Below are 22294 nucleotides of genomic sequence, written 5' to 3' on the forward strand. Positions count from 1 at the left end.
GCAAACCAGCGCGGAACCGGGAATGATGGGCGTGATGGCGACGGTCCGAGCGCCCTAGTGTAGGCACAAACCCTGAATGCCGATAGCGTCAGCCCGGGCGCGACGCACTGCGCATCAACGCGCGGAAGCGCGGACAGGCCAGGTGGCTCGGTGCGCGGCAGCGCGCCGCATGGCGCAGGCCGTCGCGCACCCGGGTCAGGGTCTGGATGCGGCGATCGAGTGCATCGGCCCTGGCGCTCAGCTGCGCCCGGTCGAAGCCGTTCGCCCCCACACTGCCCAGCAGCGTGCCGATCTCCTGCAGTGTCATGCCTGCCGCGCGCCCCAGGGCGATCAGCGCCAGCTGCTCCAGCACCCCCGCGCCGAACACCCGGCGCAGCCCGCGCCGCCCGATCGGCTGGATCAACCCGACGCTCTCGTAATGCCGCAACGCCGACGCGGCCAGCCCCGAGCGGCGCGCGACCTCGGCAATATCCAGCTCCTGCATCGCTTGACCTCATGTGCACTTGAAGTGGCACAGTGCGGGCTCTCTCCCCTGCTGGCAAGTCCGAAGCGAGTCCGCCATGACCGACACCCCCCAACATGCGCTGTGGAATGGCCCGGCCGGCCAGGCATGGGTACAGGCGCAGCGCCTGCTTGATGCGATGTTCGCGCCGCTGGCCACGGTGCTCGCTGCGGCGGTTCCGGCGGGTGCGGCCTGGCAGGTGCTCGACGTAGGCTGTGGCACGGGTGCGGTGAGCCTGGCCATTGCCGACCGCCTGGGCACCGCAGGTCACTGCACGGGCGTGGACATCTCCGCGCCGATGATCGACGCCGCACGCGCCAGAGCGGATGCCGCCGACGTGGCAGCGACCTTCCTGGTGGCCGACGCGCAGCGCCATGCGTTTCCGTCGGGCCGCTTCGACCGCATCGTCTCGCGCTTCGGCGTGATGTTCTTCGACCATCCGCAGCAGGCCTTCGCCGCGCTGCGCGACGCCACCCGGGCGCATGGCACCCTGCACGCCATCGCCTGGCGCGGCGCCGCCGAGAACCCCTTCATGACGACCGCCGAACGCGCCGCCGCGCCGCTGCTCGCCCTGCCACCACGCACGCCAGGGGGACCGGGACAGTTCGCCTTCGCCGAACGCGATGCGGTTGCGGCCCTGCTGGTGGCGAGCGGCTGGAGCGACATCCGGATCGAGCCGCTGGATGTTGCGTGCCAGATCACCCGTGACGACCTGACCCGCTACGTCGCCCTGCTGGGGCCGGTGGGCCAGGCGCTGCGCGGGCCGGATGTGGACGCCGCGCTGCGCGCACGCGTCCTGGCGGCGATGGACGTGGCCTTCGCGCCCTTCATCGACGGCGATACCGTGACGTTCACCGCGGCCTGCTGGGCGCTGCACGCCCGCGCCCCCTGATTGAGCGCCAATGCTGCGGCGAAAGGATCAGCGCTGCCGGGTCATCAACACGCCGGTCAGCACCATCGCCGCGAGGGCGATGCCCGCCGCCGCCACGAACGCATACGCCGCACCGCCGGCATAAGCCTGGCGTGCAAGCACGCCCATGCCATCGGCTGCGATCGACAACTCCCCCACCACCACCCGCTCCAGCAGCGCCGGCGACACCGCGTGGCCGGCCTCGGCCAGGCGCTGCGCCGCGCTGGCACGCACCTGGCTCGACAGCACCGCGCCCAGGCTGGCGAAGCCAATCAGGATGCCCGAGAACCGCGCGGTGGTGCTGATGCCGGAGGCCATCCCGGCCCGCTCCGCCGGCATCACGCTCATGATCGCCTTCTGCGTTTCGCCATTGAGCAGCCCGCCACCGCTCCCCAGCACTGCCATCGCCAGCAGCAGGCCGAGGTCACTGTGGCGCCACAGCGCCACTGCGATACCCAGGTTGCCGACCACGGCCACGCCCAGCCCAAGCGCCAACAGGGTGCCGGACGACCACCGCCGGCCGAGGCGGCGCCCCAGGAACGGCAACAGCAGCATCGCCACTGCGAACGGCAGCATGTGCAGCGCGGCCTGCAGCACGCTGTCACCGCGTGCGTTCTGCAGCAGCAGCGGCAACAGCGAGGCCATGACCTGCACCGATGCGGCATACGCGAACATCGCGATCACCGCGCCGGCCACGGCCGGGTGCCGGAACAGGCGAAGATCGAGCATGGGGTGCGCACGGGCACGCTCCACCGCCGCGAACGCGGCCGCCAGTACGCCGGCCGCAAGCAGCCACGGCAGGACCGCGCTGCTGGTCCAGCCCTCGACCGGGCCACGGATCAATCCCCAGGTCCACGCCAGCATCGCGCCGGCGAACAACAGGACGCCCGGCACGTCGATCGGCCGCCGGTGCGGATCACGCGAGTCGGGGATGTGGCGTGCGCTTGCTGCCGCCAGCAGCAGGCACTGCGGAAGATTCAGATGGAAGGCCCAGCGCCAGCCCAGCCAGGTCGCGATGGCGCCGCCGATCAGCGGTGCCAGCACCATCGTCAGGCCCATGATCGCCCCCCAGATCGCCCATGCCCGCGCCCGCGACGGGGCGTCCTGGTGCGCATGGCCGATCAGTGACAGCGCCGGTGCCAGCATGAATGCCGCTGCCGCCCCCTGCCCTGCCCGCGCCAGATACAGCACCGGCGCGCTCGCAGCCAACCCGCAGGCCACCGAGGTGGCCGCGAACAAGAGCAACCCGGTCACGTACAGCCGGCGACGGCCGACGCGGTCGGCCAGCGTCCCGGCTGGCAGCAGCAGGGAGGCGAAGCACAGCACGTAGGCACTGACCACCCATTCGATGTCGGCGAAGCTGGCCGACAGGTCGCGCGCGATGGTCGGCAGGACCACGCCCACCACGTTGGTGTCCAGCACGGTCAGCGCGCACCCGGCCGACGCCAGCAGCAGCACCCGGTCCGGGCGCGGACTCATGCGCCCGGCACCGCCAGGCGCGCGCGCAGCCGCGTCTCGATCTCCTGATCGTCCAGTGCGTAGCCGTAGACATCCTGCAACCCGCCGTCGGCACCGATCAGGAACCAGGAGGCGGTGTGCTCGAAGGTCGCGGTGTCGCCTTCGCCCACGCGCCGATAGGTGACGCCCAGGCTTTCCGCCACTGCGCGGGTACCGGCCTCGTCACCGGACAGACCGATGAACGCCGGATCGAAGGCCGCCAGGTAGTCGCGAAGATGGTCGGGCGTATCGCGCGCCGGATCGACCGTCACGAATACCACCTGCAGGCGGTCGCCAAGCGGACCGAGCCGCCGCTTGAACTGCACGGCCTTGTACAGACTCAGCGGGCATACCTCGGGGCAATGGGTGAAACCGAAGAACAGCAGCGTCGGCCGCCCGCGGAGCGCGGCGATGGACAGGGTCCGGCCGTCGCTGCTGTGCAGCGCGACCGACTCCAGCGCGGCCTGGCCCATGACCGGGGCATCGGCCGCCTGGCAGGCCACCAGGCCCAGGCTCGCGGCGAGCAGCGCCGCCCGCAGGTACCTCACCGCGCGCCCGCCGCTGCGGCGACATCGCGCACCACGAACTCCACGGGCAGCGTGCCCGCCCGTTCGAACTGGAGGCGGACCTGCACCACCTGCCCGTCCTGCAGCGGTCGCTTGGGGGTCATCAGCATCAGGTGATAGCCGCCGGGCTGCAGCGCCACCGAAGTGCCCGACGGCAGTGGCAGACCGTCCGGCAGCGCGTGCATGCGCATCACCTCGCCGTCCATGCGCATGGCGTGGATCTGCACCTGCGCGAAGCCCTTGCTGCTTGCCGCCAGCAGCCGGTCATCCGCACCGGCGTTGTGCAGTTGTATGTAGCCTGCCGCGACCTGCGCCGCCGGCGGCGGCAGGCGGATCCAGGCCGCGTCATGGGCGATGGGGGGCGCGGCGGCCGGCGCGGCCACCGCCGCCCCGGCCATCCACACCGTACCCGCGCCCGCCAGAACAGCCGCGAGCGCCAGGCCGGATACGCGCGTCATTGCATCGGCATCATGTTGAGGGTGGCGTTGTGCATCACCCACAGCGAGCCGGCCACCACGATGGCGATCAGGAACGCCGTGCACAGGAAGATGCCCGTGTTCTCGCGCTGACTGCGGCCCGCACCGATGTGCAGGAACAGCACCAGCTGCGCAACCAGCTGCACCACGCACAGCACCACGATCGCGGTGAGCCGCAGCGGCTGCGGCACCAGGTCGGTCATGACCACGCCGAACGAGGCGCCGGTCAGCACCAGGCACAGCAGCAGGCCGGCAATGTAGCCCTTCAGGGTGGCGTGGCCACCACCGTGATCGGCATCGGCAGCAGAGTGGCTCATACGAACTCCCGCAGGTAGACGAAGGTGAACACGCAGATCCAGATCAGATCCAGGAAGTGCCAGAACAGGCTCAGGCAGGCCAGCCGGCGGCGCACGATGCCGTCCAGGCCGAACTTCAGCACCTGGTGGATCATGATCGCCAGCCACAGCAGGCCGAAGGTGACGTGCAGGCCGTGCGTGGCCACCAGGGTGAAGTACGCCGACAGGTAGGCGCTCACGTCCGGGGTTGCGCCCTCATGGATCAATTCGGCGAACTCGTACAGTTCCATGCCGATGAACACCGCGCCGAGCAGGCCGGTTACGGCCAGCCAGCCGACCACCTGGTTGCGTCGCCCTGCCTGCATGCCGAGCATCGCCAGGCCGAAGGTGAAGCTGCTGAGCAGCAGCACCACCGTTTCGGACAGCACGAAGCCCAGCTTGAACAGCTCCTTGCCGCTGGGGCCATCGGCGGTCCCGTTGAGCAGCACGCCGAACGTCGCGAACAGCACCGCGAAGATCAGGCAGTCACCCATCAGGTACATCCAGAACCCGACGACGGTCTTGCTGCCGTCGTCATGGTGCTCATGCGCGTCGTGATGCCCACCGGCGGTGAGCGCGTTGTGCAGCGGGGCTGCGGTCCGGGTATCGCCGCTCATGCCTTGGCTCCTTCCATCTGCGCGAAGTGCGCCTCTTCGATGCGCTTCACCTCGGCGGCGGGCACGTAATAGTCCACATCACGGTCATAGGAACGCATCACGAAGGTGGCGATCACACCGATCAGGCCGATGCCGGCGATCACCCACATGTGCCAGACCAGCGCGAAGCAGAGCACCAGGCTGAACACCGAGATCACCACGCCGGACGCGGTGTTGCGCGGCATGTGGATGTCCTCGTAGCGGTCCTGCCGCTGCCAGGCGCGGCCGTTCGCCTTGTCGTCCCAATGCTGCTCCAACGAGGTGATCACCGGCAGCGTGGCGAAGTTGTAGAACGGCGGCGGCGAAGAGGTGGCCCATTCCAGGCTGCGTGCGTTCCACGGATCGCCGGTCAGGTCCTGGTTGGCCTTGCGGTCGCGCACACTGACGTAGAACTGGATGAACATCGCGGCGATGCCGGCGGCGATCACCAGCGCACCGATGGCGGCAACGATCAGCCACGGCTGGTAGCCTTCGACTGCATAGTGGTTCATGCGCCGGGTCATGCCCTTGAAGCCGAGCACGTACAGCGGCATGAAGGCCAGGTAGAAGCCCACCAGCCAGCACCAGAAGGAGATCTTGCCCCAGCGCTCGTTGAGGGTGAAGCCGAAGGCCTTCGGGAACCAGAAGCTGATGCCGGCCAGGCAGCCGAACACCACGCCACCGATGATCACGTTGTGGAAGTGTGCGATCAGGAACAGGCTGTTGTGCAGCACGAAGTCCGCGCCCGGGATGGCCAGCATCACGCCGGTCATGCCGCCGAGTGCGAAGGTGACCATGAAGCCGATCGTCCACATCGTGGAAGAGTGGTAGCGGATCCGCCCCCGGTACATGGTGAACAGCCAGTTGAACAGCTTCACGCCGGTGGGAATGGAGATGATCGAGGTCATGATGCCGAAGAAGGCATTGACGTTCGCGCCCGAGCCCATCGTGAAGAAGTGGTGCAGCCACACGAAGAACGACAGGATGCCGATCGACGAAGTCGCATAGACCATCGACCGGTAGCCGAACAGCGGCTTGCCGGAGAACGTGGCGATGATCTCGGAGAACGCGCCGAAGCACGGCAGGATCAGCACGTAGACTTCCGGATGGCCCCAGATCCAGATCAGGTTGACGTACATCATGGCGTTGCCGCCGGCATCATTGGTGAAGAAATGCATGCCGAAGTAGCGGTCCATCGTCAGCAGCGCCAGGGTCGCGGTCAGCACCGGGAAGATCGCCACGATCAGGATGTTGGTGATCAGCGCGGTCCAGGTGAACACCGGCATCTTCATCAGGTCCATGCCCGGCGCACGCATCTTGAGGATGGTGACAATGAAGTTCAGGCCGGTCAGCGTGGTGCCGATGCCCGATACCTGCAACGACCAGATGTAGTAGTCCACGCCCACCGTGGGGCTGTACTCGATCCCCGACAGCGGCGGATAGGCCACCCAGCCGGTGGCGGCGAAGTCGCCGACGAACATCGACGCCATCACCAGCACCGCGCCCACCGCCGACAGCCAGAAGCTCAGCGAGTTGACGAACGGGAACGCCACGTCGCGCGCGCCGATCTGCAGCGGCACCACCACGTTCATCAGGCCCACGATGAGCGGCGTGGCCACGAAGAAGATCATGATCACGCCGTGCGCGGTGAAGATCTGGTCGTAGTGTTCCGGTGGCAGGTAGCCGGCCGCATCGTTGGCGGCGATTGCCTGCTGGGCGCGCATCATCAGGGCGTCGGCAAAGCCGCGCACCAGCATGACCAGCGCCAGGATGATGTACATCACGCCGATCTTCTTGTGGTCCACCGAGGTGATCCACTCGGTCCAAATGTAGCCCCACTTCTTGTAATACGTGATGGCCGCGATGATCGCCGCGCCCAGCAGCAGCGAGCCCGCCAGCGCCGACATGATGATCGGGTCGTGGTAGGGAATCGCTTCCAGGTTCAACTTTCCAAGCACAATCAGTTCTCCGCGGTACGGCTGGCAGGCGCGGCCAGGCTCACGAGTTGGGATGTGGCGCCGGGCGCTTCGCCCGGCAGGCAGATTTCGTCATCGGGCATGCCGCCATAGCGGCGCACCACGCTGGAGAACAGGCCGGCATCGACGCTGGCGAAGCGCTGCATCGGCGCGCCGTGGGTCGGTGCCTCCAGGGCGGCCAGGCGGGTCGCGCCAAGGTGGTCGCGGGTGCCTCGGGCCTGCACCAGCCACTGCTCGAAGTCCGCCTCGGTGACCACGCGCGCATCGAACTTCATGTCCGAGAAGCCCGAGCCGCTGTAGGCCGACGACATGCCGGCGTACGTGCCCGGGGTGTGGCCGATCAGGTGCAGACGGGTCTGCATGCCCGCCATCGTGTAGACCATGCTGCCGAGCTGCGGCACGAAGAAGGCATTCATCATCGACTCGGAGGTCAGCTTGAAGGCCACCGGCGTGTCCACCGGCATCACCAGCTCATTGACCGTGGCCACGTTGTGGTCGGGGTAGATGAACAGCCACTTCCAGTTCAGTGCCACCACTTCCACGCGCAGCGGTGCCTTGTCCGAGGCGATTGGCCGGTACGGGTCCAGCGCATGCGTGCTGCGCCAGATCAACACGCCCAGCACCACCACGATCAGGCACGGGATCGTCCACACCACCACTTCGATTGCGGTGGAGTGCGACCAGTCGGGCGCGTAGGTGGCCTTGGTGTTGGATTCGCGGTAGCGCCACGCGAAGTACAGCGTGAGCAGGATCACCGGCACCACCACCAGCAGCATCAGGCCGGTACAGACCAGGATCAGCTGCATCTCCTGTTCGGCGATGCTGCCCATCGGATTGAACAGCTCCAGGTTCTTGCAACCCGAGAGCAGCGGCAGCAGGGCTGCCAGGCCGAACCATCGTCCGGCATTGCGGCGACCGGACCACGGGGTCCGGCGAGCGGTGTGTGTAGCTGGGTTCATGCGTGACGGCCCTTCCAACGCGGTACCCGGGCCGGGGCGGCCCGTAACAGGAAAGTGGCGGACGCCCCCCTGCATGACCGATATGCATGGGGGGTGCCCGCCGCAGCCGCGTACGTTAGGCAACGACATGATCCATACATGATGCGACACACTGTCGCAGGCAGCGGCGCGGTCGCGGGTAAGATGCGGCGATGAACGTCCCTACCGCCGATTGGCACCGCCTCATCGCCGACGGCCACGGGCCGGTGTACCTGCGCATCGTGCAGGCGCTGGAGCGCGCGGTCTGGTCCGGCGCGCTTCGCCCCGGCCAACGCCTGCCGGCGCAGCGCAGCCTGGCCGGCGAGCTAGGCGTGGACCTGACCACCATTACCCGGGCCTTCAACGAGGCGCGCAAGCGCGGGCTGATCGACGCGCGCGGCCCGTTGGGCTCGTACGTGGCACCGCCGCAGGTCGAGCTGGCGCAACTGGTGGACCTGAGCATGAACCTGCCGCCGAGCCCCGGCGGTGGCCAGGTGGCGGACGTGCTGCGGCGCGGACTGTCGTCGGTGCTGACCCGCAGCGATGCCGGCAACCTGATGACGTACCACATCGGCGGTGGCAGCGCGGCCGACCAGCTGGCCGCGGCACAGTGGCTGAAACCGATCCTGGGCCGCACCGAACCGGCGCGGCTGGTGGTGACCGAGGGTGCGCAGGCCGCGTTGTCGGCGCTGCTGCTGGCCCTCACCGACGCCGGCGATACCGTACTGTGCGAGCCGCTGGTGTACCCGGGGCTGCTGCACGCCGCACGGGTGCTGCAGCGCCGGCTGCAGGTGGTCGACTGCGACGAGCACGGAATGCGGCCCGATGCGCTGCGCCGGCTGGCCCGCACCACCGGGGCACGCGTGGTCTACCTCAACCCGACCGCGCAGAACCCCACCGCGCACACGCTGCCCGAGGCGCGCCGGCGTGCGCTGGCCGAGGTGCTGCGCACCCAGGATCTGCGCCTGATCGAGGATGATCCCTACTGGCTGCTGGCCGAGGATGCGCCCGCGCCGCTCGCGCTGCATGCGCCCGAGCACACCTGTTACATCTCCACCCTGTCCAAGTGCCTCAGCCCCGGGTTGCACACCGGCTTCGTGCACCTGCCCGACGGCGTCGCCCGCCAGGCGGTGCTGGACGCATTGCGTGCGGTCAACCTGATGGCGCCGCCCTTGATGAACGCGCTGGTGACCCAGTTGATCCTGGACGGATCGGCGCAGGCGATGCTGAAACTGGTCCAGGACGAGGCCGCCGAGCGACGCTACCTGGCCCGATCAGCGCTGTCGCCCCAATTCCTGCAGGCGTGCGCCGGCGTCCACGCGTGGTGCCGGCTGCCCGCCCACTGGACCGATGTCAGCCTGACCCACGCCGCACGCCTGCAGGGGCTGGGCATCGCCCCGTCGTCTGCCTTCACCCCCGCAGGCGTGGCGATCACCGATGCGGTGCGGATCTCGCTGGGCGCCGCCGCCAGCCGGCAGGAGCTGCACCGTGCGCTGCGCCAGCTCGACCAACTGATGCACCTGCCGGCCGGCCAGGAGGCGGCATGGACGGTCTGAGCGCGCGCGCATCGCCGCGCGGGGTAGCATGTGCGCCCACGCAGCGACGGCAGGCCCGTCATCCTGCCCCCGCACCGCCGCCGATCGCCACGCCATGACCACCCCCAACCACCGCGTCCAGGGCCTCGACAACGATGAGGTGGCCCCCGACTGGCCTGCCATCGATGCGGCCGAGATCGCCTGGCTGCGCACGCGCTTCCCCGCGCTGCAGGGCGATGCCGAGGTGGCGTGGCACAGCCCACGCCCCTTGTCCGCTGCGGCCATCGTCGGCAGCGGCGACGCTGCGGTGTTCGTCAAGCGCCACCACGCCAGCGTGCGCAGCGCCAGCACGCTGCAGGAGGAGCACCGCTTCATCGACCACCTTGCCGCAGAGGGCATTCCCGTGGCCGCGCTGCTGCGCGACCGGGAGGGCGCCACGGCGGTCGAACACGCGGGCTGGACGTACGAGCTGCACCGTGTGGGCCACGGCGAGGACCGGTACCGCGATGCGCCCTCCTGGACGCCGCTGACCGACGTGGCGCAGGCCCGGGAAGCCGGCAGAACGCTGGCGATGCTGCACCTGGCATCGGCCGGTCATGCCGCTGCCCAGCGCGGCACCCATGTGCTGGTCGCCCGCGACGACCTGATCCGGGCCGCCGACCCGGTTGCAGCGCTCACCGTGCAGCTGCGCGAACGCCCTGCCCTGGCCAGCTACCTGGCCGGCACCGCGTGGCAGGCCGATCTGCAGCGCGATCTGCTGCCCTGGCATGCGCGGCTGGGCGGGCGCCTGCAGGACGAGCCGCGCATCTGGGCGCACAACGACTGGCATGTCTCCAACCTGCTGTGGCACCACGACGCTGCCGGCGACCGGGTCAGCACGGTGCTCGACTTCGGCCTCGCCTCGCCGACCAGCGCCCTGTTCGACCTCGCCACGGCAATCGAGCGCAATGCCATCGCCTGGCTGGCGCTGGACGGCCCGATGCCGGTACGCACCGATATCGCGCTGGCGCTGGTGGCCGGCTACCGGGCGGTGCTGCCGCTGTCGGCGGCGCGCATTCACCTGCTGGCCGACCTGCTGCCGCTGGTCCATCTGGATTTCGCCCTGTCCGAAGTGGAGTATTTCCACGGTGTTACCCGGTCCACCGCGAACGCGGACGTGGCCTACCACACCTTCCTGCTGGGCCACGCGCAGTGGTTCGGCACGCCCCACGGCACCGCCCTGCTGGATGCGCTGCACGCGGCGGCCTGACCCCGCGCTCGCAAAAGCGCGCCATTTGGTGTGAAATAGCCGCTGAAGCGGGGGTGCCTGGCGAAACCAGGCTGAGAGAGTCCCTTGGAACCTGATCCGGTTTGCACCGGCGTAGGGAGCTTTGAGCAGTGGGCACAGCGGCCGGATGGGTCGATGCGCGCGCGCCGTCGCTTCGTCTCCTTTTGCTGGCTGATGACGAATCGAATGAACCGCTGCTATCCCCCTGCGTTGCTGACCGTCGCGCTTTGCGCCGCCCTGCCGCTGTACGCGGCCGAATCCGCCCCCGATACCGCCGACCGCTCGCCGACCGAGCTGGCCGCAGTGCGCGTGCAGGCACGCCAGCCGGCGGCCGATACCGCGCAGTCCACCAGCTTCGGCGCGGGCGACTGGAAGAGCACCCCGGCCTCGGTGACGCGGCTGGACCGCACGCAGATCGAGCGCCGCCAGCTGCGGACCCTCTCCGAAGTGGCCACCCAGGACGCGTCGCTGGGCGACAGCTACGCGCCGGTTGGCTACTACCAGAACATCGCCATCCGCGGCTTTGCGCTGGATACCGCCACCGGGTACCGGTTCAACGGCCTGCCCATCGCCGGCGAACAGCGGCTGGCACTGGAAAACGTGCAGGCCGTCGAGATTCTCAAGGGCGAAGCCGGCCTTGCCGCGGGCGTGATGTCGCCGGGCGGCATCATCAACTACGTCGGCAAGCGTGCCGCCGACGTGCGCACGGCAACGCTGGGCACCGATGCCGAAGGCTCGCGCTATGCCGCCGTGGACGTGGGCCAGTGGCTGACGCCGCGCTTCGGGGTGCGGGTCAATGCCGCCTGGGAGGACACCGCCTCGTACATCGACCACGCCGACGGCCGCCGCAACTTCTATTCGGTGGCGGCCGACTGGCTGATCGGCGAGCGCGGCAAACTCGAGGTGGACGCCAACTACCAGACCAGCGCGCAGCGTTCGGCCTCCGGCTACCAGCTGCTCGGCGCCACCGCGCTGCCGCGCGGCGTGGACCGCTCGCGCATGCTCGGCTACCAGGCCTGGCAGCAGCCGGTCGGTATCGACAGTACCAACATCACCGCGCTGCACACCTACGATTTCAGCCCGGACTGGCAGTCGCGCATCTCGGTCAGCCACAGCCGCACCGTGATCGACGACAACGTCGCCTTTGCCTACGGCTGCTACTACGCCGCGTCCTGCGCCGATGGCAGCGTGCCGGGCAATTACTTTGGCCCCGATGGTGCCTATGACATCTACGACTACCGCAGCCCGGACGACACCCGTCGCAACCAGGCCGCGCGCGCCGAACTGCGCGGCAGCCTGCAGACCGGCGGTGTGGATCACGCGCTGACCCTCGGCGCGGAGACCTTCCGCCGCACGGTGGACAAGCGCCGCAACGTCAACGAATACGTGGGCACGGCCAACATCGACGACGCGCAGGTGCCGCAGTTCGCACCGTCGCCGCTGCAGCCGGGCCCGTCCGCACGGCGCCTGGACAGCCGCCAGAACGCGGTGTTCGCGCTGGACAGGATGCGCTTCGGCGACGACTGGGAATGGCTGGCCGGCGGACGCTTCGTGCGCCTGGACGAGCGCGCCTACAGCAAGGCCGGCGTGCCCGAACGCCACAGCCGGCTGTCGCGCTTCCTGCCGCAGACCGCACTGGTGTGGAAGGCCACCGACGAGGTCAGTGCGTATGCCAGCTATGTGCGCGGCATCGCCCTGGGCCAGGAAGCCCCGTTCTGGACCAGCAATGACGGCACCTTCCTGGCACCGATGCTGTCGCGCCAGGTCGAAGTGGGCGTCAAGTTCGCCTCGACCGATGCGCTGACCCTCGGCGCGGCCCTGTTCCGCACCACCCAGCCCTACCAGTACGCCAGGCCCGACCAGAGCGACGCAGGGTTCACCTTCGTCCAGGAAGGCCAGCAGGTCCACACCGGCCTGGAACTCACCGCGCAGGGGCACCTGACCGAGCGGCTTGAACTGAATGCCAGCGCCAGCGCGCTGCAGGCGCGCGCGCGCGACACCGGCACCGCCGCCCACGAAGGGCATCAGCTGGTCAACGTGCCCAAGGTGCGCGCCACCGTGCATCTGGACTATCAGGTGCCGTTCGTCGCAGGCCTCGGCGTGACCGGTGGCTGGCGCTATGCCGCAGCGAACGTGGCAACCGTGAACGGCGCGGTCCGCGCGCCGGCCTACCACGTGTTCGACGTCGGCGTGCGCTATCGCCACCTGCTGCGCGAGCGGCCGGTGACCTGGAACCTCACGGTCGACAACGTCACTGATCGCTTCTATTGGCGTGACACCGGCAGCACCGCCGGCGACTACTACCTGTTCGCCGGCGCGCCGCGTCAGGCGCGCCTGTCGGTGACGTTCGGGCTATGAATGCCGCCGTGCTCGAGTGGACCGCCGCGATCGTGAGCATGGCCGGCGTGGCCCTGATGGGGCGACGCTGGATGATCGCCTGGCCGGTGGGCCTGCTGTCCGTCGTCCTGTATGCGCTGGTGTTCATCGAGGCCCGGCTGTATTCGGACACGTTGCTGCAGGTGGCCTTCGGCGCGTTCCTGGTCTACGGCTGGATCAGCTGGCGGCGCCATGCGGAGGAAGACGGTGCGATTGTGATCGTGCCGCTGCGACGCCGCGACGCGCTGCGCGATCTGGGCATCGGTGTGGCCTTCGGCATCGCGCTGGGTGCGGCGATGCACACCTTCACCGATGCCGCCCTGCCCTGGCTGGACGCGCTGCTGGCAGCGCTGAGCCTGGTGGCGCAGTGGTGGCAGGCGCGGCGGCACGTGGCCACGTGGTGGCTGTGGATCCTGGTGGACGTGGTGTACGTGGGCATGTACCTGGTCAAGTCGCTGCACGTCACTGCCGCGCTTTACCTGGTCTTCGTCGGCCTGGCGGTGATGGGCCTGCGCGCCTGGTCCGCGGCCGGCGCCCCCGCACCGTCTCTGGCGGCGCGACACCGCTGAGCGCTGGCCGGCGCCGCCGTGCCGGCCGGCCCGGCCAGGCGTCCCCACAGGGACGCCTCCGCCGCGAGCGAGGGCAGAATCACCAGGAGGTGATGCTGGGCGTGCATGTGCGGTCTGCCCGGTCAGGCGCGCGCGGCATCGGGCCGCGCGGTGTGCGGGTAGCCTGCCGCGAGCAGGGCCGCCAGCAGCACGCTTTCATCGCGCTCGGACTGGACCTGCACCGAGCGCATCGACGGATCGGTTTCGATGCGGGCCTGCGGGTCGGCATCGAGCAGCGCGCGGGTCACGGAATGGGCGCAGCCGCCGCAGGTCATGTTGGGAATATGGAACTGGAACATCGTGTCTGCCTGTTGAGTGAGGGTGTCCGATCACTCTCCGGCTTGACAGCATGGCAAGGTCAAGGACTTTTTCGTGCACCACGCCGACGCGACGGAACCGGTGCGTCCACGCCGAACAACGGCGCGCCACGCGCCGTGGGCGTTGCTGCCGGCATCGCATCCGCAGCCGGTTCGGCGAGGTCGGCGATGATCGGGCAGTCCGGCCGGTCGTTGCCGTGGCAGTGTTCGGCGAGGTGCTCGAGCGTGCCGGCCATCGCCTGCAGCTCGTCGATGCGCGCCCTCAAACCGGCCACGTGGGCCAGCGCCATCGCCTTCACATCGGCGCTGGCGCGGGTACGGTCGCGCCACAGCACCAGCAGGTCGGCGATCTGTTCGACCGAAAACCCGAGGTCGCGCGCCCGCCGGATGAAGCGCAGGCTGTGCGCATCCTGCGGGCTGTAGTGGCGATACCCGGCCTCCGAGCGCAGCGCCTTGGGAATCAGGCCGATCTGCTCGTAATACCGGATCATCTTCGCCGAGACGCCGGAGAACTGCGCCGCTTCACCGATGTTCATCGTTTCACCCTCCTGGACACCGTTCAGAGGGTACCGGTTCGCGCCGGTACATAGGGCGCCTGGAACCGCTTCAGGCGCAGCGCGTTGCCGAGGACGAACACGCTGGACAGCGCCATCGCTGCCGCCGCGAAGATCGGCGACAGCAGGGTGCCGGTGAACGGATACAGCGCACCGGCTGCCACCGGAATCAACAGCGCGTTGTAGGCGAACGCCCAGAACAGGTTCTGCTTGATGTTGCGGATGGTCGCCGTGCTGATCGCGATGGCATTGGCCACGCCGCGCAGGTCGCCGGAGATCAGCACCACGTCGGCCGCCTCGATGGCCACATCGGTGCCGGAACCGATCGCGATCCCGACATCGGCCTCGGCCAGCGCCGGGGCATCGTTGATGCCGTCGCCGACGAACGCCACGCGCTGGCCGTGGGCACGCAGCTGATGCAGGGCGGCCACTTTGCCGTCGGGCAGCACCTCGGCCACCACGTCGTCGATGCCGAGTTGGCGGGCGATGGCGGCAGCGGTGGCGGCGTTGTCACCGGTGATCATCGCCACCTTGAGCCCGATCGCGTGCAGGGCGCGGATCGCCTCGGGCGTGGTCTCGCGGATCGGATCGGCAACCGCGATCACCGCCGCGAGACGGCCGTCGATGGCGGCGTACAGCGGACTGCGGCCCTGCGCGCCGAGGCGCTGCGCGGTCGCGACGAAGGCCGTTACATCCAGCCCCAGCCGGGTCATGTAGCGGTCGGCGCCCACCGCGACGCTGCGGCCGGCCACGGTGGCCGAGACACCAAAGCCCGGCACCGCATCGAAGTTCCCGACCGCGTCCAGCGCAAGGTTGCGCTGCCGTGCGGCGGCCACGATGGCCGCGCCGATCGGATGCTCCGACTGGGTCTCGACCGCCGCCACCAGGGCCAGCACCTCGTCGGAGGCGAAGCCGTCGGCGATCTCCAGATCGGTCAGCTCCGGACGCCCCTTGGTCAGCGTACCGGTCTTGTCCAGCGCCACCACGCCCACATCGCGCAGCGCCTGCAGCGCCTCGCCCTTGCGGAACAGCACGCCCAGTTCGGCCGCGCGGCCGGTGCCGACCATGATCGAGGTTGGCGTGGCCAGCCCCATCGCGCAGGGGCAGGCAATGATCAGCAACGCCACCGCATTGACCAGCGCGAAACTCAGCGCCGGCGCCGGGCCGAACACCAACCACACCACGAACGTCAGCACGGCCGCCGCCATCACCGCCGGCACGAACCACAAGGTCACCTTGTCCACCAGCGCCTGGATCGGCAGCTTGCTGCCCTGCGCCTGTTCGACCAGCCGGATGATCTGGGCCAGCACGGTGTCCGCGCCGACCTGGGTGACCCGGAAGCGGAACGCGCCGGTGGTGTTGATCGTGCCACCGACCACGTTGGCCCCGGCCTGCTTGGCGACGGGCACCGGCTCGCCGGTGATCATGCTCTCATCCACATAGGAGCTGCCATCCACGACCGTGCCGTCGACCGGCACCTTTTCGCCCGGCCGGACCAGCACGAGGTCGCCGGTGACCACGTCTTCGAGCGCGATCTCCACGACCTCGCCATCGCGTTCCACCCGGGCGGTCCGCGCCTGCAGGCCAACCAGGCGCTTGATGGCCTGCGAGGTGCGCCCCTTTGCACGGGCTTCCAGCACGCGGCCAAGCAGGATCAGGGTGACGATCACGGCAGCGGCTTCGTAGTAGATGTTGGCGGTACCGGCCGGCAGCACCTGCGGCGCGAAGGTGGCCACCAGGGAGTAGCCGTAGGCCGCGGCGGTGCCGACCGATACCAGCGAGTTCATGTCCGGCGCACCGCGCAGCAGCGCCGGGATGCCCTTGCGGAAGAAGCGCAGGCCGGGCCCGAACAGCACCAGCGTGGTCAGCACGAACTGCAGGTACGCGTTGGTCTGCCCGCCCAGCGTGTGCTGCACCCAGTGGTGCAGTGCCGGAATCAGATGGGCACCCATCTCCAGCACGAACACCGGCAGGGTCAGCGCGGCCGCCACCGCCAGCGCACGCCGCAGTGAGCGGTCTTCCGCCTCGCGGCGTTCGGTGTCCTGGTCGGCACTCTGCGCGGTTCCGGCCGATACCGCCCGCGCGGCATAGCCCGCCCGCTCGACCGCCGCGATCAGTGCGGCCATCGGCACCGCGCCGTCCAGGTGGCGTACCCGGGCGCGCTCGGTGGCCAGGTTGACGCTCGCCTCCAGCACCCCGGGCACCGCCGCCAGCGCGCGCTCGACCCGGCCCACGCATGAGGCGCAGGTCATCTCCTGGACCGCCAGTTCGGTGGTGGTGGCACGTGCCTGGTAGCCGGCATGCTCGATCGCCTGCACCACCGCCTGGGCATCCGGGGCACCGTCGAAGGTGATGTCCGCGCGTTCGGTGGCGAGGTTGACCGAGGCCTGCCGGACGCCGGCGACCGCGCCCAGCGCGCGTTCGACCCGGCCCACGCAGGATGCGCAGGTCATGCCCTCGACCGGCACGCTGATACGCACGGTGGCGGGCGGGGCGACAGGGGGGGATACGGCATTCGCGTTGGACGACATGGCGGTCTCGGAAACGAGGAGCGGGAGGTCAAGGGTAAAGATTCCCATCATGGGAAGGTCAAGCCCGTCCCTGCCCGGCCGCCACTCGTCCCGGCAGCACCGGCATTCGGCCCCAGCCCAATGACGGCGGGCCGCATCGGGCGGAGACTGGGCGTATCACAGACGGCCTGGAGGCCGAGGACGACCCGCCATGAAACGACGCGACTGCCTCAAGGCCGGACTCGCACTGCCCCTGCTGCCGCTGCTGTCCAAGACGACCGCCGTCCTGCCGCCGATCCTGCCCCGGGTGCGTCCGGGCGGCGCTGGCTGGCCCTGCGATGCCGACTGGGCGCGGCTGTCGCAGGCCGTGGGAGGCCGGCTCTCCGTTCCGCAGTCGCCCTTCCTTGGCGACGCGGCCACGCGTGACGCCGCGCTGGCCCAGATCCGCAATCCGTTCTACATCGGCGACCAGCCCGCCCTGACCCAGACCAGCGGCTACTACGGCGCCTGGCGTTCGGTACCCAGTGCACGGGCGATAGCCGCGACCAGCAGCGCCGATGTCGCCGCGGCGGTCAATTTCGCCCGCCGGCACCGGCTGCGGTTGGCGATCAAAGGCGGCGGCCACAGTTACCACGGTACCTCGTGCGCCCCCGACTCGCTGCTGGTGTGGACCCGGGCGATGAACCAGGTGGAGGTGCACGACGCCTTCATCCCGCACAACGCGCGGCCGGGTACCGCCGCACAGCCGGCGGTGAGCCTGGGCGCCGGCGCGATGTGGATCGATGCCTACGATGCCGTCACCACCCAGCGCGGCCGTTACGTGCAGGGCGGCGGGTGTACCTCGGTGGGCGTGGCCGGGCTGGTCACCGGCGGCGGCTTCGGCAGCTTCTCCAAGGCCTACGGCAGCGCGGCCTCGCACCTGCTGGAGGCCGAGGTGGTGACCGCCGACGGCCGCGTGCGGACCGTCAACGCCGACAACGATGCCGAGCTGTTCTGGGCACTCAAGGGGGGCTGCGGCGCGAGCTTCGGCGTGGTCACCCGCCTGACCCTGCGCACCCACGCACTGCCGGACACCTTCGGCGGCGTCTCCCTGGCGGTGCAGGCCGGCACGGAGGCCGCGTGGCAGGCGCTGGTGGGCGAAATGCTGCGCTTCTACCGCGATGCCCTGTGCAACCCGCACTGGGGCGAGCAGATCGCGTTCCGCGGCAAGCGCACCCTGCGCGTGTCGATGGTGTTCCAGGGACTGGCCAAGGAGGACGCCGCCGCGGTCTGGGCGCCGTTCCTGGCGTGGCTGCAGGCACGCCCGGAATACACCATCCTCGACCCGCTGCAGGCGCTGTCGCTGCCGGCCCGTCACATGTGGGATGCCGCATTCTTCCGTGCGCATGCGCCGCAGCTGATCGCCGAGGACACCCGCGCCGGTGCGCCACCGCGGCACATGCTGTGGAAGGGCGACCAGGGCCAGGTGGGCTGGTTCCTGCACGGCTACGCCTCGGTCTGGCTGCCATCGGCGCTGCTGTCCGACGCCCGGCGTACGGCAGCGGCCACCGCGATCTGTGCCGCCGCCGCGCACATGGACGTGGAACTGCACTGCAACAAGGGGCTGTTCGGCGCGCCGGCAGAGGCGCTGGCGGCCGCGCGCGATACCGCGACCCATCCCGGCGTTCTGGATGCCTTCGCCCTGGCGCTGATCGGCAATGCGGGCGGGCCGGTGTATCCCGGTTGCGGAGGCCAGGTGGACGAGGACCGCGCGCGTTGGGGCGCCGTGCGGGTGGGCCGTGCCTACGCCGCCCTGCGCGACGTGGCGCCCGACCCGGCCACCTATGTCTCCGAGTGCGACTACTTCCAGCCGCAGTGGCAGCAGGCCTTCTGGGGCCCGCACTATCCGCGCCTGCAGGCCGCCAAGCGCCGCTACGACCCTGAGGGCCTGTTCGTGATCCATCACGGTGTGGGCAGCGAGGACTGGAGCCCGGATGGCTTCACCCCGCAGGCGTAGCGTCTGCCAGGTGCAGTGGGCCACGCGCTGCCGTAGCCTGCGCGCAGCCCACCCGCCACCGGAGAACGCCCGTGTCACGCATGCCGCCCGCTGCCGCCCTGCCCGTCCTGCTCTCCGTCGCCATCGGTCTCGCGCTCACGCTGCCGTGCGCACCGGCCCATGCGCAGTCACCGCCGCCCGCAGCAGGCGCGCCGGCCAGCACGTCCTTCAACGCCCTGCTGGATGCGCAGACGATGGACGCGATCAACGCCGATCCGGAGCTGCGCACCCTGCTTGGCATCCGCGGCGAGGGGGCCAACGACACGTCCGGGCAACTCACCGATGTCTCGCTGGCGCGGCGCGCGATCAACCGCCGCCTGCTGGCCGACAACCTGGCCGCGATCAAGGCCTGGCACGGCGCACCGCTGGGGCCGCAGGAACAGCTCAGCGACGGACTGGCCCGCTGGTTCTACCAGGCCCAGACCGATCTGATGGCGGTGCCCTGGGCGCCGGCCTGGTTGCCGGTGGGCGGCAGCACCTACGCGGTGGACCAGTTGTTCAGCCTGCCGGTCAACCTGCCGCAGTTCATGGACAACCAGCATGCCGTCACCGATGCGGCCAGCGCCACGGCCTATATCGCCCGGTTGCAGGCGATGGGGCCCAAGCTCGACCAGGTGCGCGCGAATCTGGACATGCAGGCCCGCCAGGGCGTGGTGCCACCCGAACTGGCGCTGGACGGCGCGGCCACGCAGTTCCGTACGCTGCTGGCGCCCGCGCCGCAGGACTCGCTGTGGGTCCGCTCGCTGCAGCGCAAGCTGGACGCCCTCGACGGCATTCCCGCCGCCCGCCGTGCGGAATGGATCGCGCAGGCCACCGACGCGGTGCGTACGTCGGTCAATCCCGGCTACCAGCGCCTGCTGGCCGATGTCGACGGCCTGCTGGCACGCCACCCGGGCAACCACGGCGTCTGGGCGCTGCCCGATGGCAAGGCGTACTACGACGCCGCGCTGCGCTGGTACACCAGCACCGATCTGGATGCCGATGCGATCCACCGGATCGGCTTGAGCGAAGTGGCACGCCTGGACAAGGCAATGGATGCCCGCCTGCGCGACCTCGGGCTGCGCAACGGCACCGTGGCCGAGCGCGTGGGCCAACTGCGTGACGACCCGCGCTACCGCTACGCCGACAGCGACGCCGGCCGCCAGCAGCTGATCGGCGACATCCAGCAGCGCCTGCGTGACCTGGATCCGATCCTGCCGACCTACTTCGGCCGCCTGCCCACCCAGCCGCTGCAGGTGCAGCCGGTGCCTGCACACATGCAGGCCACCTCGCCCGGCGGCTACTACTACCCGCCCGCGCTGGACGGGTCGCGCCCGGGCACCTTCTACATCAATCTCGGCGACATGGCCTCCAACACCCGCTGGAGCGTGCCGACGCTGACCTACCACGAAGGCTCGCCGGGCCATCACTTCCAGATTTCGATCGGACAGACCCTCAACGACCTGCCGATGCTGCGCCGCAGCCTCAACCCCAGTGCCTTCACGGAAGGCTGGGCGCTGTATGCCGAGCAGTTGATGGCCGATGCCGGGGTGTATCGCAACGATCCGGCCGGCGATCTCGGCCGCCTGCAGGCCGAGATGTTCCGCTCGGTGCGGCTGGTGGTCGATACCGGCCTGCATCGCAAGCGCTGGTCGCCCGAACAGGCCGTGGCGTACATGCAGGCCACCACCGGCATGACCGCTGCCGATGTGCGTATCGAGGTCAACCGTTATCTGGTGCAGCCGGGCCAGGCGACCTCGTACAAGATGGGGCAGCTGCGGCTGCTGGCGCTGCGCGACAAGGCGCGCCGGCAGCTCGGCGCGCGCTTCGACCTGCGCCATTTCCACGATCTGGTGCTCGGCAACGGCGCCCTGCCGATGACCGTGGTCGAGCAGGCGGTGGACGCGTGGATCGCCGGTGGCGGTGGCGATCCACGCCGCCCGTCCGACCCGCAGCGTGACCCGTCTGCGTAGAAATACCTAGGCCGGCACCGTGGAACTCCGCTTGTGGCGCACGCGTACGGTGCGCACAGTGACCTCGAACGTCGTCGCCCCCGTGGCGATCCCACGCCGTCATCGAGGAGAGTTCCATGCCGCACCTCCGATCGGGTCTGCTGGTGGCCGCGATGCTCGCCGCCCCCTTGTTCGCCACACCGCCCTGCGCGGCCCAGACCGCGCCGGCGTCCACTGCGCCGGTGCCTGTCGTCGACCCCGACGCGATCCGGGCGGTGGAACGCATGGGCAAGGCGCTGCGCGCCCTGCCGCACTTCACCCTCAGCGCCGACACCATCACCGACTACGTCCTCGATGATGGGCAGAAGGTCAGCCTGTCCGGCACCGTGGACTACAAGGTCCTTGGTGCGGATCGCTTCTTTGTGGAGATCCGCAGCGAGCAGCAGCACCGTCAGCTGTTCTATGACGGGCATGCGCTCACCATCTACTCGCCCCGCCTGAAGTACTACGCCACGCTGGATGGGCTGGACCGCAGCACGCAGGCGCTGCTGGCCGACTCGGCCGCCGCCTATGGCGTGGAGTTTCCCTTGGCCGACCTGTTCCTGTGGGGAACGGCGGCATTCCCCACCGACCGCTTCCAGTCGGCGCTGGAGGTGGGTACCACCCGGATCGACGGTGATCCCACCCACCACTACGCCTACCGGCTGCCCGGCGTGGACTGGCAGGTGTGGGTTTCGGACACCACCCAGTTGCCGCGTCGGCTGGTGATCACCAGCCACAACGATCCGGCGCTGCCGGATTACCAGGCCACGCTGCGGTGGGATACCCGTCGTGCGGTCACGGCTGCCGAGCTGACCTTCCGCCCCGACGGTGCAACCCGCATCGTGTTCGTGCCGGTGGATGCCGACGCGCAGGCCAGCACCCAAGGGGGAGAGTGAACATGGCACCTCGTACCTGCCTGCGCGCCGTCGGCGCCGCTGTTTCCACGCTGCTGCTGGGTGCCGTGCTGCTGCCCGCCCCGGCAGACGCGCGACCGGGACTGCGTGGTTTCGCACATCCCTCCATCGCCCATTCCGCCGGCTTCGGCGGTGGGGGCATGGGACATGGCGGCGGGGGCTTCTCGCCGCATCCGGGGCCTGGTCCGGGGCCCCGTCCTGGTCCTGGTCCTGGTCCTGGTCCTGGTCCTGGTCCTGGTCCGGGTCCTGGTCCTGGTCCGCATCCTGGCCCTGGCCCTGGCCCCGGTCCGCATCCGCCTGGCCCGGGCCCCCATCCGCCCGGGCCTGGTCC

At 69.7% G+C, this 22294-nt stretch carries 19 protein-coding genes and 1 riboswitch; of the genes, 8 read left to right on the top strand and 11 right to left on the bottom strand.

The window, feature by feature from the left end:
• Window positions 1-88: 88 nt before the first annotated feature.
• Entirely contained in the window at window positions 89-484 is a 396-nt protein-coding gene (locus tag ACLB90_RS00555; RefSeq protein ID WP_411851131.1) for a helix-turn-helix domain-containing protein, read from the bottom strand.
• 76 nt (window positions 485-560) lie between these two features.
• On the opposite strand from ACLB90_RS00555, the gene ACLB90_RS00560 reads away from it, so the two are divergent.
• Window positions 561-1394: a class I SAM-dependent methyltransferase gene (locus tag ACLB90_RS00560; protein ID WP_411851132.1), complete on the top strand. Its 834-nt coding sequence runs from the start codon at window positions 561-563 to the stop codon at window positions 1392-1394.
• A gap of 27 nt (window positions 1395-1421) precedes the next feature.
• On the opposite strand, the gene ACLB90_RS00565 is transcribed toward ACLB90_RS00560, so the two are convergent.
• Genes ACLB90_RS00565 through cyoA form a run of 7 tightly spaced genes read right to left on the bottom strand, consistent with a single transcriptional unit; the run spans window position 1422 to window position 7856 of the window.
• On the bottom strand, window positions 1422-2891 hold the full coding sequence (locus ACLB90_RS00565) for an MFS transporter (RefSeq protein ID WP_411851133.1): 1470 nt from the start codon (window positions 2889-2891) through the stop codon (window positions 1422-1424).
• Window positions 2888-3457, bottom strand: coding sequence for an SCO family protein (locus tag ACLB90_RS00570; protein ID WP_411851134.1), 570 nt, complete (start codon window positions 3455-3457; stop codon window positions 2888-2890). Before ACLB90_RS00570 ends, ACLB90_RS00565 begins: the two co-directional genes overlap by 4 nt.
• The gene (locus ACLB90_RS00575) at window positions 3454-3933 is read right to left on the bottom strand and encodes a copper chaperone PCu(A)C (protein WP_411851135.1); all 480 of its coding nucleotides are present in this window, start codon (window positions 3931-3933) and stop codon (window positions 3454-3456) included. The genes ACLB90_RS00570 and ACLB90_RS00575 overlap by 4 nt, the downstream gene beginning before the upstream one ends.
• A complete protein-coding gene (cyoD, locus tag ACLB90_RS00580; RefSeq protein ID WP_411851136.1) occupies window positions 3930-4268 on the bottom strand; it encodes a cytochrome o ubiquinol oxidase subunit IV in 339 nt (112 codons plus the stop codon). The genes ACLB90_RS00575 and cyoD overlap by 4 nt, the downstream gene beginning before the upstream one ends.
• Entirely contained in the window at window positions 4265-4903 is a 639-nt protein-coding gene (gene cyoC / locus ACLB90_RS00585) for a cytochrome o ubiquinol oxidase subunit III (protein ID WP_411851137.1), read from the bottom strand. Before cyoC ends, cyoD begins: the two co-directional genes overlap by 4 nt.
• Window positions 4900-6879 (bottom strand): cytochrome o ubiquinol oxidase subunit I, encoded by a 1980-nt coding sequence (gene cyoB / locus ACLB90_RS00590; protein WP_411851138.1) that lies wholly within the window; start codon window positions 6877-6879, stop codon window positions 4900-4902. Before cyoB ends, cyoC begins: the two co-directional genes overlap by 4 nt.
• A gap of 2 nt (window positions 6880-6881) precedes the next feature.
• Window positions 6882-7856: a ubiquinol oxidase subunit II gene (gene cyoA / locus ACLB90_RS00595; protein WP_411851139.1), complete on the bottom strand. Its 975-nt coding sequence runs from the start codon at window positions 7854-7856 to the stop codon at window positions 6882-6884.
• Between the two features lie 191 nt (window positions 7857-8047).
• On the opposite strand from cyoA, the gene ACLB90_RS00600 reads away from it, so the two are divergent.
• The 4 genes from ACLB90_RS00600 to pnuC all read left to right on the top strand — a co-directional run bounded on the left by ACLB90_RS00600 (window position 8048) and on the right by pnuC (window position 13621).
• A complete protein-coding gene (locus ACLB90_RS00600) occupies window positions 8048-9430 on the top strand; it encodes a PLP-dependent aminotransferase family protein (RefSeq protein WP_411851140.1) in 1383 nt (460 codons plus the stop codon).
• A 94-nt stretch (window positions 9431-9524) separates the two neighbouring features.
• Entirely contained in the window at window positions 9525-10658 is a 1134-nt protein-coding gene (locus ACLB90_RS00605; RefSeq protein ID WP_411851141.1) for a phosphotransferase enzyme family protein, read from the top strand.
• A gap of 39 nt (window positions 10659-10697) precedes the next feature.
• A riboswitch (TPP riboswitch) is annotated at window positions 10698-10793 on the top strand.
• A 69-nt stretch (window positions 10794-10862) separates the two neighbouring features.
• On the top strand, window positions 10863-13034 hold the full coding sequence (locus ACLB90_RS00610) for a TonB-dependent siderophore receptor (protein WP_411851142.1): 2172 nt from the start codon (window positions 10863-10865) through the stop codon (window positions 13032-13034).
• On the top strand, window positions 13031-13621 hold the full coding sequence (gene pnuC / locus ACLB90_RS00615; protein ID WP_411851143.1) for a nicotinamide riboside transporter PnuC: 591 nt from the start codon (window positions 13031-13033) through the stop codon (window positions 13619-13621). The genes ACLB90_RS00610 and pnuC overlap by 4 nt, the downstream gene beginning before the upstream one ends.
• Window positions 13622-13743: 122 nt before the next feature.
• Here the strand turns inward: pnuC and ACLB90_RS00620 are convergent, their stop codons facing one another.
• From ACLB90_RS00620 to ACLB90_RS00630, 3 genes are read right to left on the bottom strand one after another with little or no spacing between them, the layout of a single operon-like run.
• Window positions 13744-13959 (bottom strand): heavy-metal-associated domain-containing protein, encoded by a 216-nt coding sequence (locus ACLB90_RS00620; RefSeq protein WP_411851144.1) that lies wholly within the window; start codon window positions 13957-13959, stop codon window positions 13744-13746.
• 59 nt (window positions 13960-14018) lie between these two features.
• Window positions 14019-14513, bottom strand: a complete 495-nt coding sequence (cueR, locus tag ACLB90_RS00625) for a Cu(I)-responsive transcriptional regulator (RefSeq protein ID WP_411851145.1) — start codon at window positions 14511-14513, stop codon at window positions 14019-14021.
• A 23-nt stretch (window positions 14514-14536) separates the two neighbouring features.
• The gene (locus ACLB90_RS00630; protein ID WP_411851146.1) at window positions 14537-17062 is read right to left on the bottom strand and encodes a heavy metal translocating P-type ATPase; all 2526 of its coding nucleotides are present in this window, start codon (window positions 17060-17062) and stop codon (window positions 14537-14539) included.
• Window positions 17063-17252: 190 nt separating this feature from the next.
• On the opposite strand from ACLB90_RS00630, the gene ACLB90_RS00635 reads away from it, so the two are divergent.
• The 3 genes from ACLB90_RS00635 to ACLB90_RS00645 all read left to right on the top strand — a co-directional run bounded on the left by ACLB90_RS00635 (window position 17253) and on the right by ACLB90_RS00645 (window position 21945).
• Window positions 17253-19037, top strand: a complete 1785-nt coding sequence (locus ACLB90_RS00635; protein ID WP_411851147.1) for an FAD-binding protein — start codon at window positions 17253-17255, stop codon at window positions 19035-19037.
• Window positions 19038-19117: 80 nt separating this feature from the next.
• Window positions 19118-21028: a DUF885 domain-containing protein gene (locus ACLB90_RS00640; RefSeq protein WP_411852666.1), complete on the top strand. Its 1911-nt coding sequence runs from the start codon at window positions 19118-19120 to the stop codon at window positions 21026-21028.
• A gap of 116 nt (window positions 21029-21144) precedes the next feature.
• On the top strand, window positions 21145-21945 hold the full coding sequence (locus tag ACLB90_RS00645; RefSeq protein WP_411851148.1) for a DUF2092 domain-containing protein: 801 nt from the start codon (window positions 21145-21147) through the stop codon (window positions 21943-21945).
• Window positions 21946-22294 lie beyond the last annotated feature (349 nt).

Origin of the sequence: Stenotrophomonas sp. LGBM10 (genome assembly GCF_046736075.1) — a bacterium.
GTDB lineage: Bacteria > Pseudomonadota > Gammaproteobacteria > Xanthomonadales > Xanthomonadaceae > Stenotrophomonas.

Excerpts from the sequence above, each read along its gene's own strand:
- ACLB90_RS00635 (WP_411851147.1), top strand. The coding sequence starts at position 17,253 with ATGAAACGACGCGACTGCCTCAAGGCCGGACTCGCACTGCCCCTGCTG.
- ACLB90_RS00555 (WP_411851131.1), bottom strand. The coding sequence starts at position 484 with ATGCAGGAGCTGGATATTGCCGAGGTCGCGCGCCGCTCGGGGCTGGCC.
- ACLB90_RS00640 (WP_411852666.1), top strand. The coding sequence starts at position 19,118 with ATGCCGCCCGCTGCCGCCCTGCCCGTCCTGCTCTCCGTCGCCATCGGT.
- cueR (WP_411851145.1), bottom strand. The coding sequence starts at position 14,513 with ATGAACATCGGTGAAGCGGCGCAGTTCTCCGGCGTCTCGGCGAAGATG.
- ACLB90_RS00565 (WP_411851133.1), bottom strand. The coding sequence starts at position 2,891 with ATGAGTCCGCGCCCGGACCGGGTGCTGCTGCTGGCGTCGGCCGGGTGC.
- ACLB90_RS00645 (WP_411851148.1), top strand. The coding sequence starts at position 21,145 with ATGCCGCACCTCCGATCGGGTCTGCTGGTGGCCGCGATGCTCGCCGCC.
- ACLB90_RS00600 (WP_411851140.1), top strand. The coding sequence starts at position 8,048 with ATGAACGTCCCTACCGCCGATTGGCACCGCCTCATCGCCGACGGCCAC.
- cyoA (WP_411851139.1), bottom strand. The coding sequence starts at position 7,856 with ATGAACCCAGCTACACACACCGCTCGCCGGACCCCGTGGTCCGGTCGC.
- cyoC (WP_411851137.1), bottom strand. The coding sequence starts at position 4,903 with ATGAGCGGCGATACCCGGACCGCAGCCCCGCTGCACAACGCGCTCACC.
- ACLB90_RS00605 (WP_411851141.1), top strand. The coding sequence starts at position 9,525 with ATGACCACCCCCAACCACCGCGTCCAGGGCCTCGACAACGATGAGGTG.
- cyoD (WP_411851136.1), bottom strand. The coding sequence starts at position 4,268 with ATGAGCCACTCTGCTGCCGATGCCGATCACGGTGGTGGCCACGCCACC.
- ACLB90_RS00630 (WP_411851146.1), bottom strand. The coding sequence starts at position 17,062 with ATGTCGTCCAACGCGAATGCCGTATCCCCCCCTGTCGCCCCGCCCGCC.
- pnuC (WP_411851143.1), top strand. The coding sequence starts at position 13,031 with ATGAATGCCGCCGTGCTCGAGTGGACCGCCGCGATCGTGAGCATGGCC.
- ACLB90_RS00610 (WP_411851142.1), top strand. The coding sequence starts at position 10,863 with ATGAACCGCTGCTATCCCCCTGCGTTGCTGACCGTCGCGCTTTGCGCC.
- ACLB90_RS00560 (WP_411851132.1), top strand. The coding sequence starts at position 561 with ATGACCGACACCCCCCAACATGCGCTGTGGAATGGCCCGGCCGGCCAG.
- ACLB90_RS00620 (WP_411851144.1), bottom strand. The coding sequence starts at position 13,959 with ATGTTCCAGTTCCATATTCCCAACATGACCTGCGGCGGCTGCGCCCAT.
- ACLB90_RS00575 (WP_411851135.1), bottom strand. The coding sequence starts at position 3,933 with ATGACGCGCGTATCCGGCCTGGCGCTCGCGGCTGTTCTGGCGGGCGCG.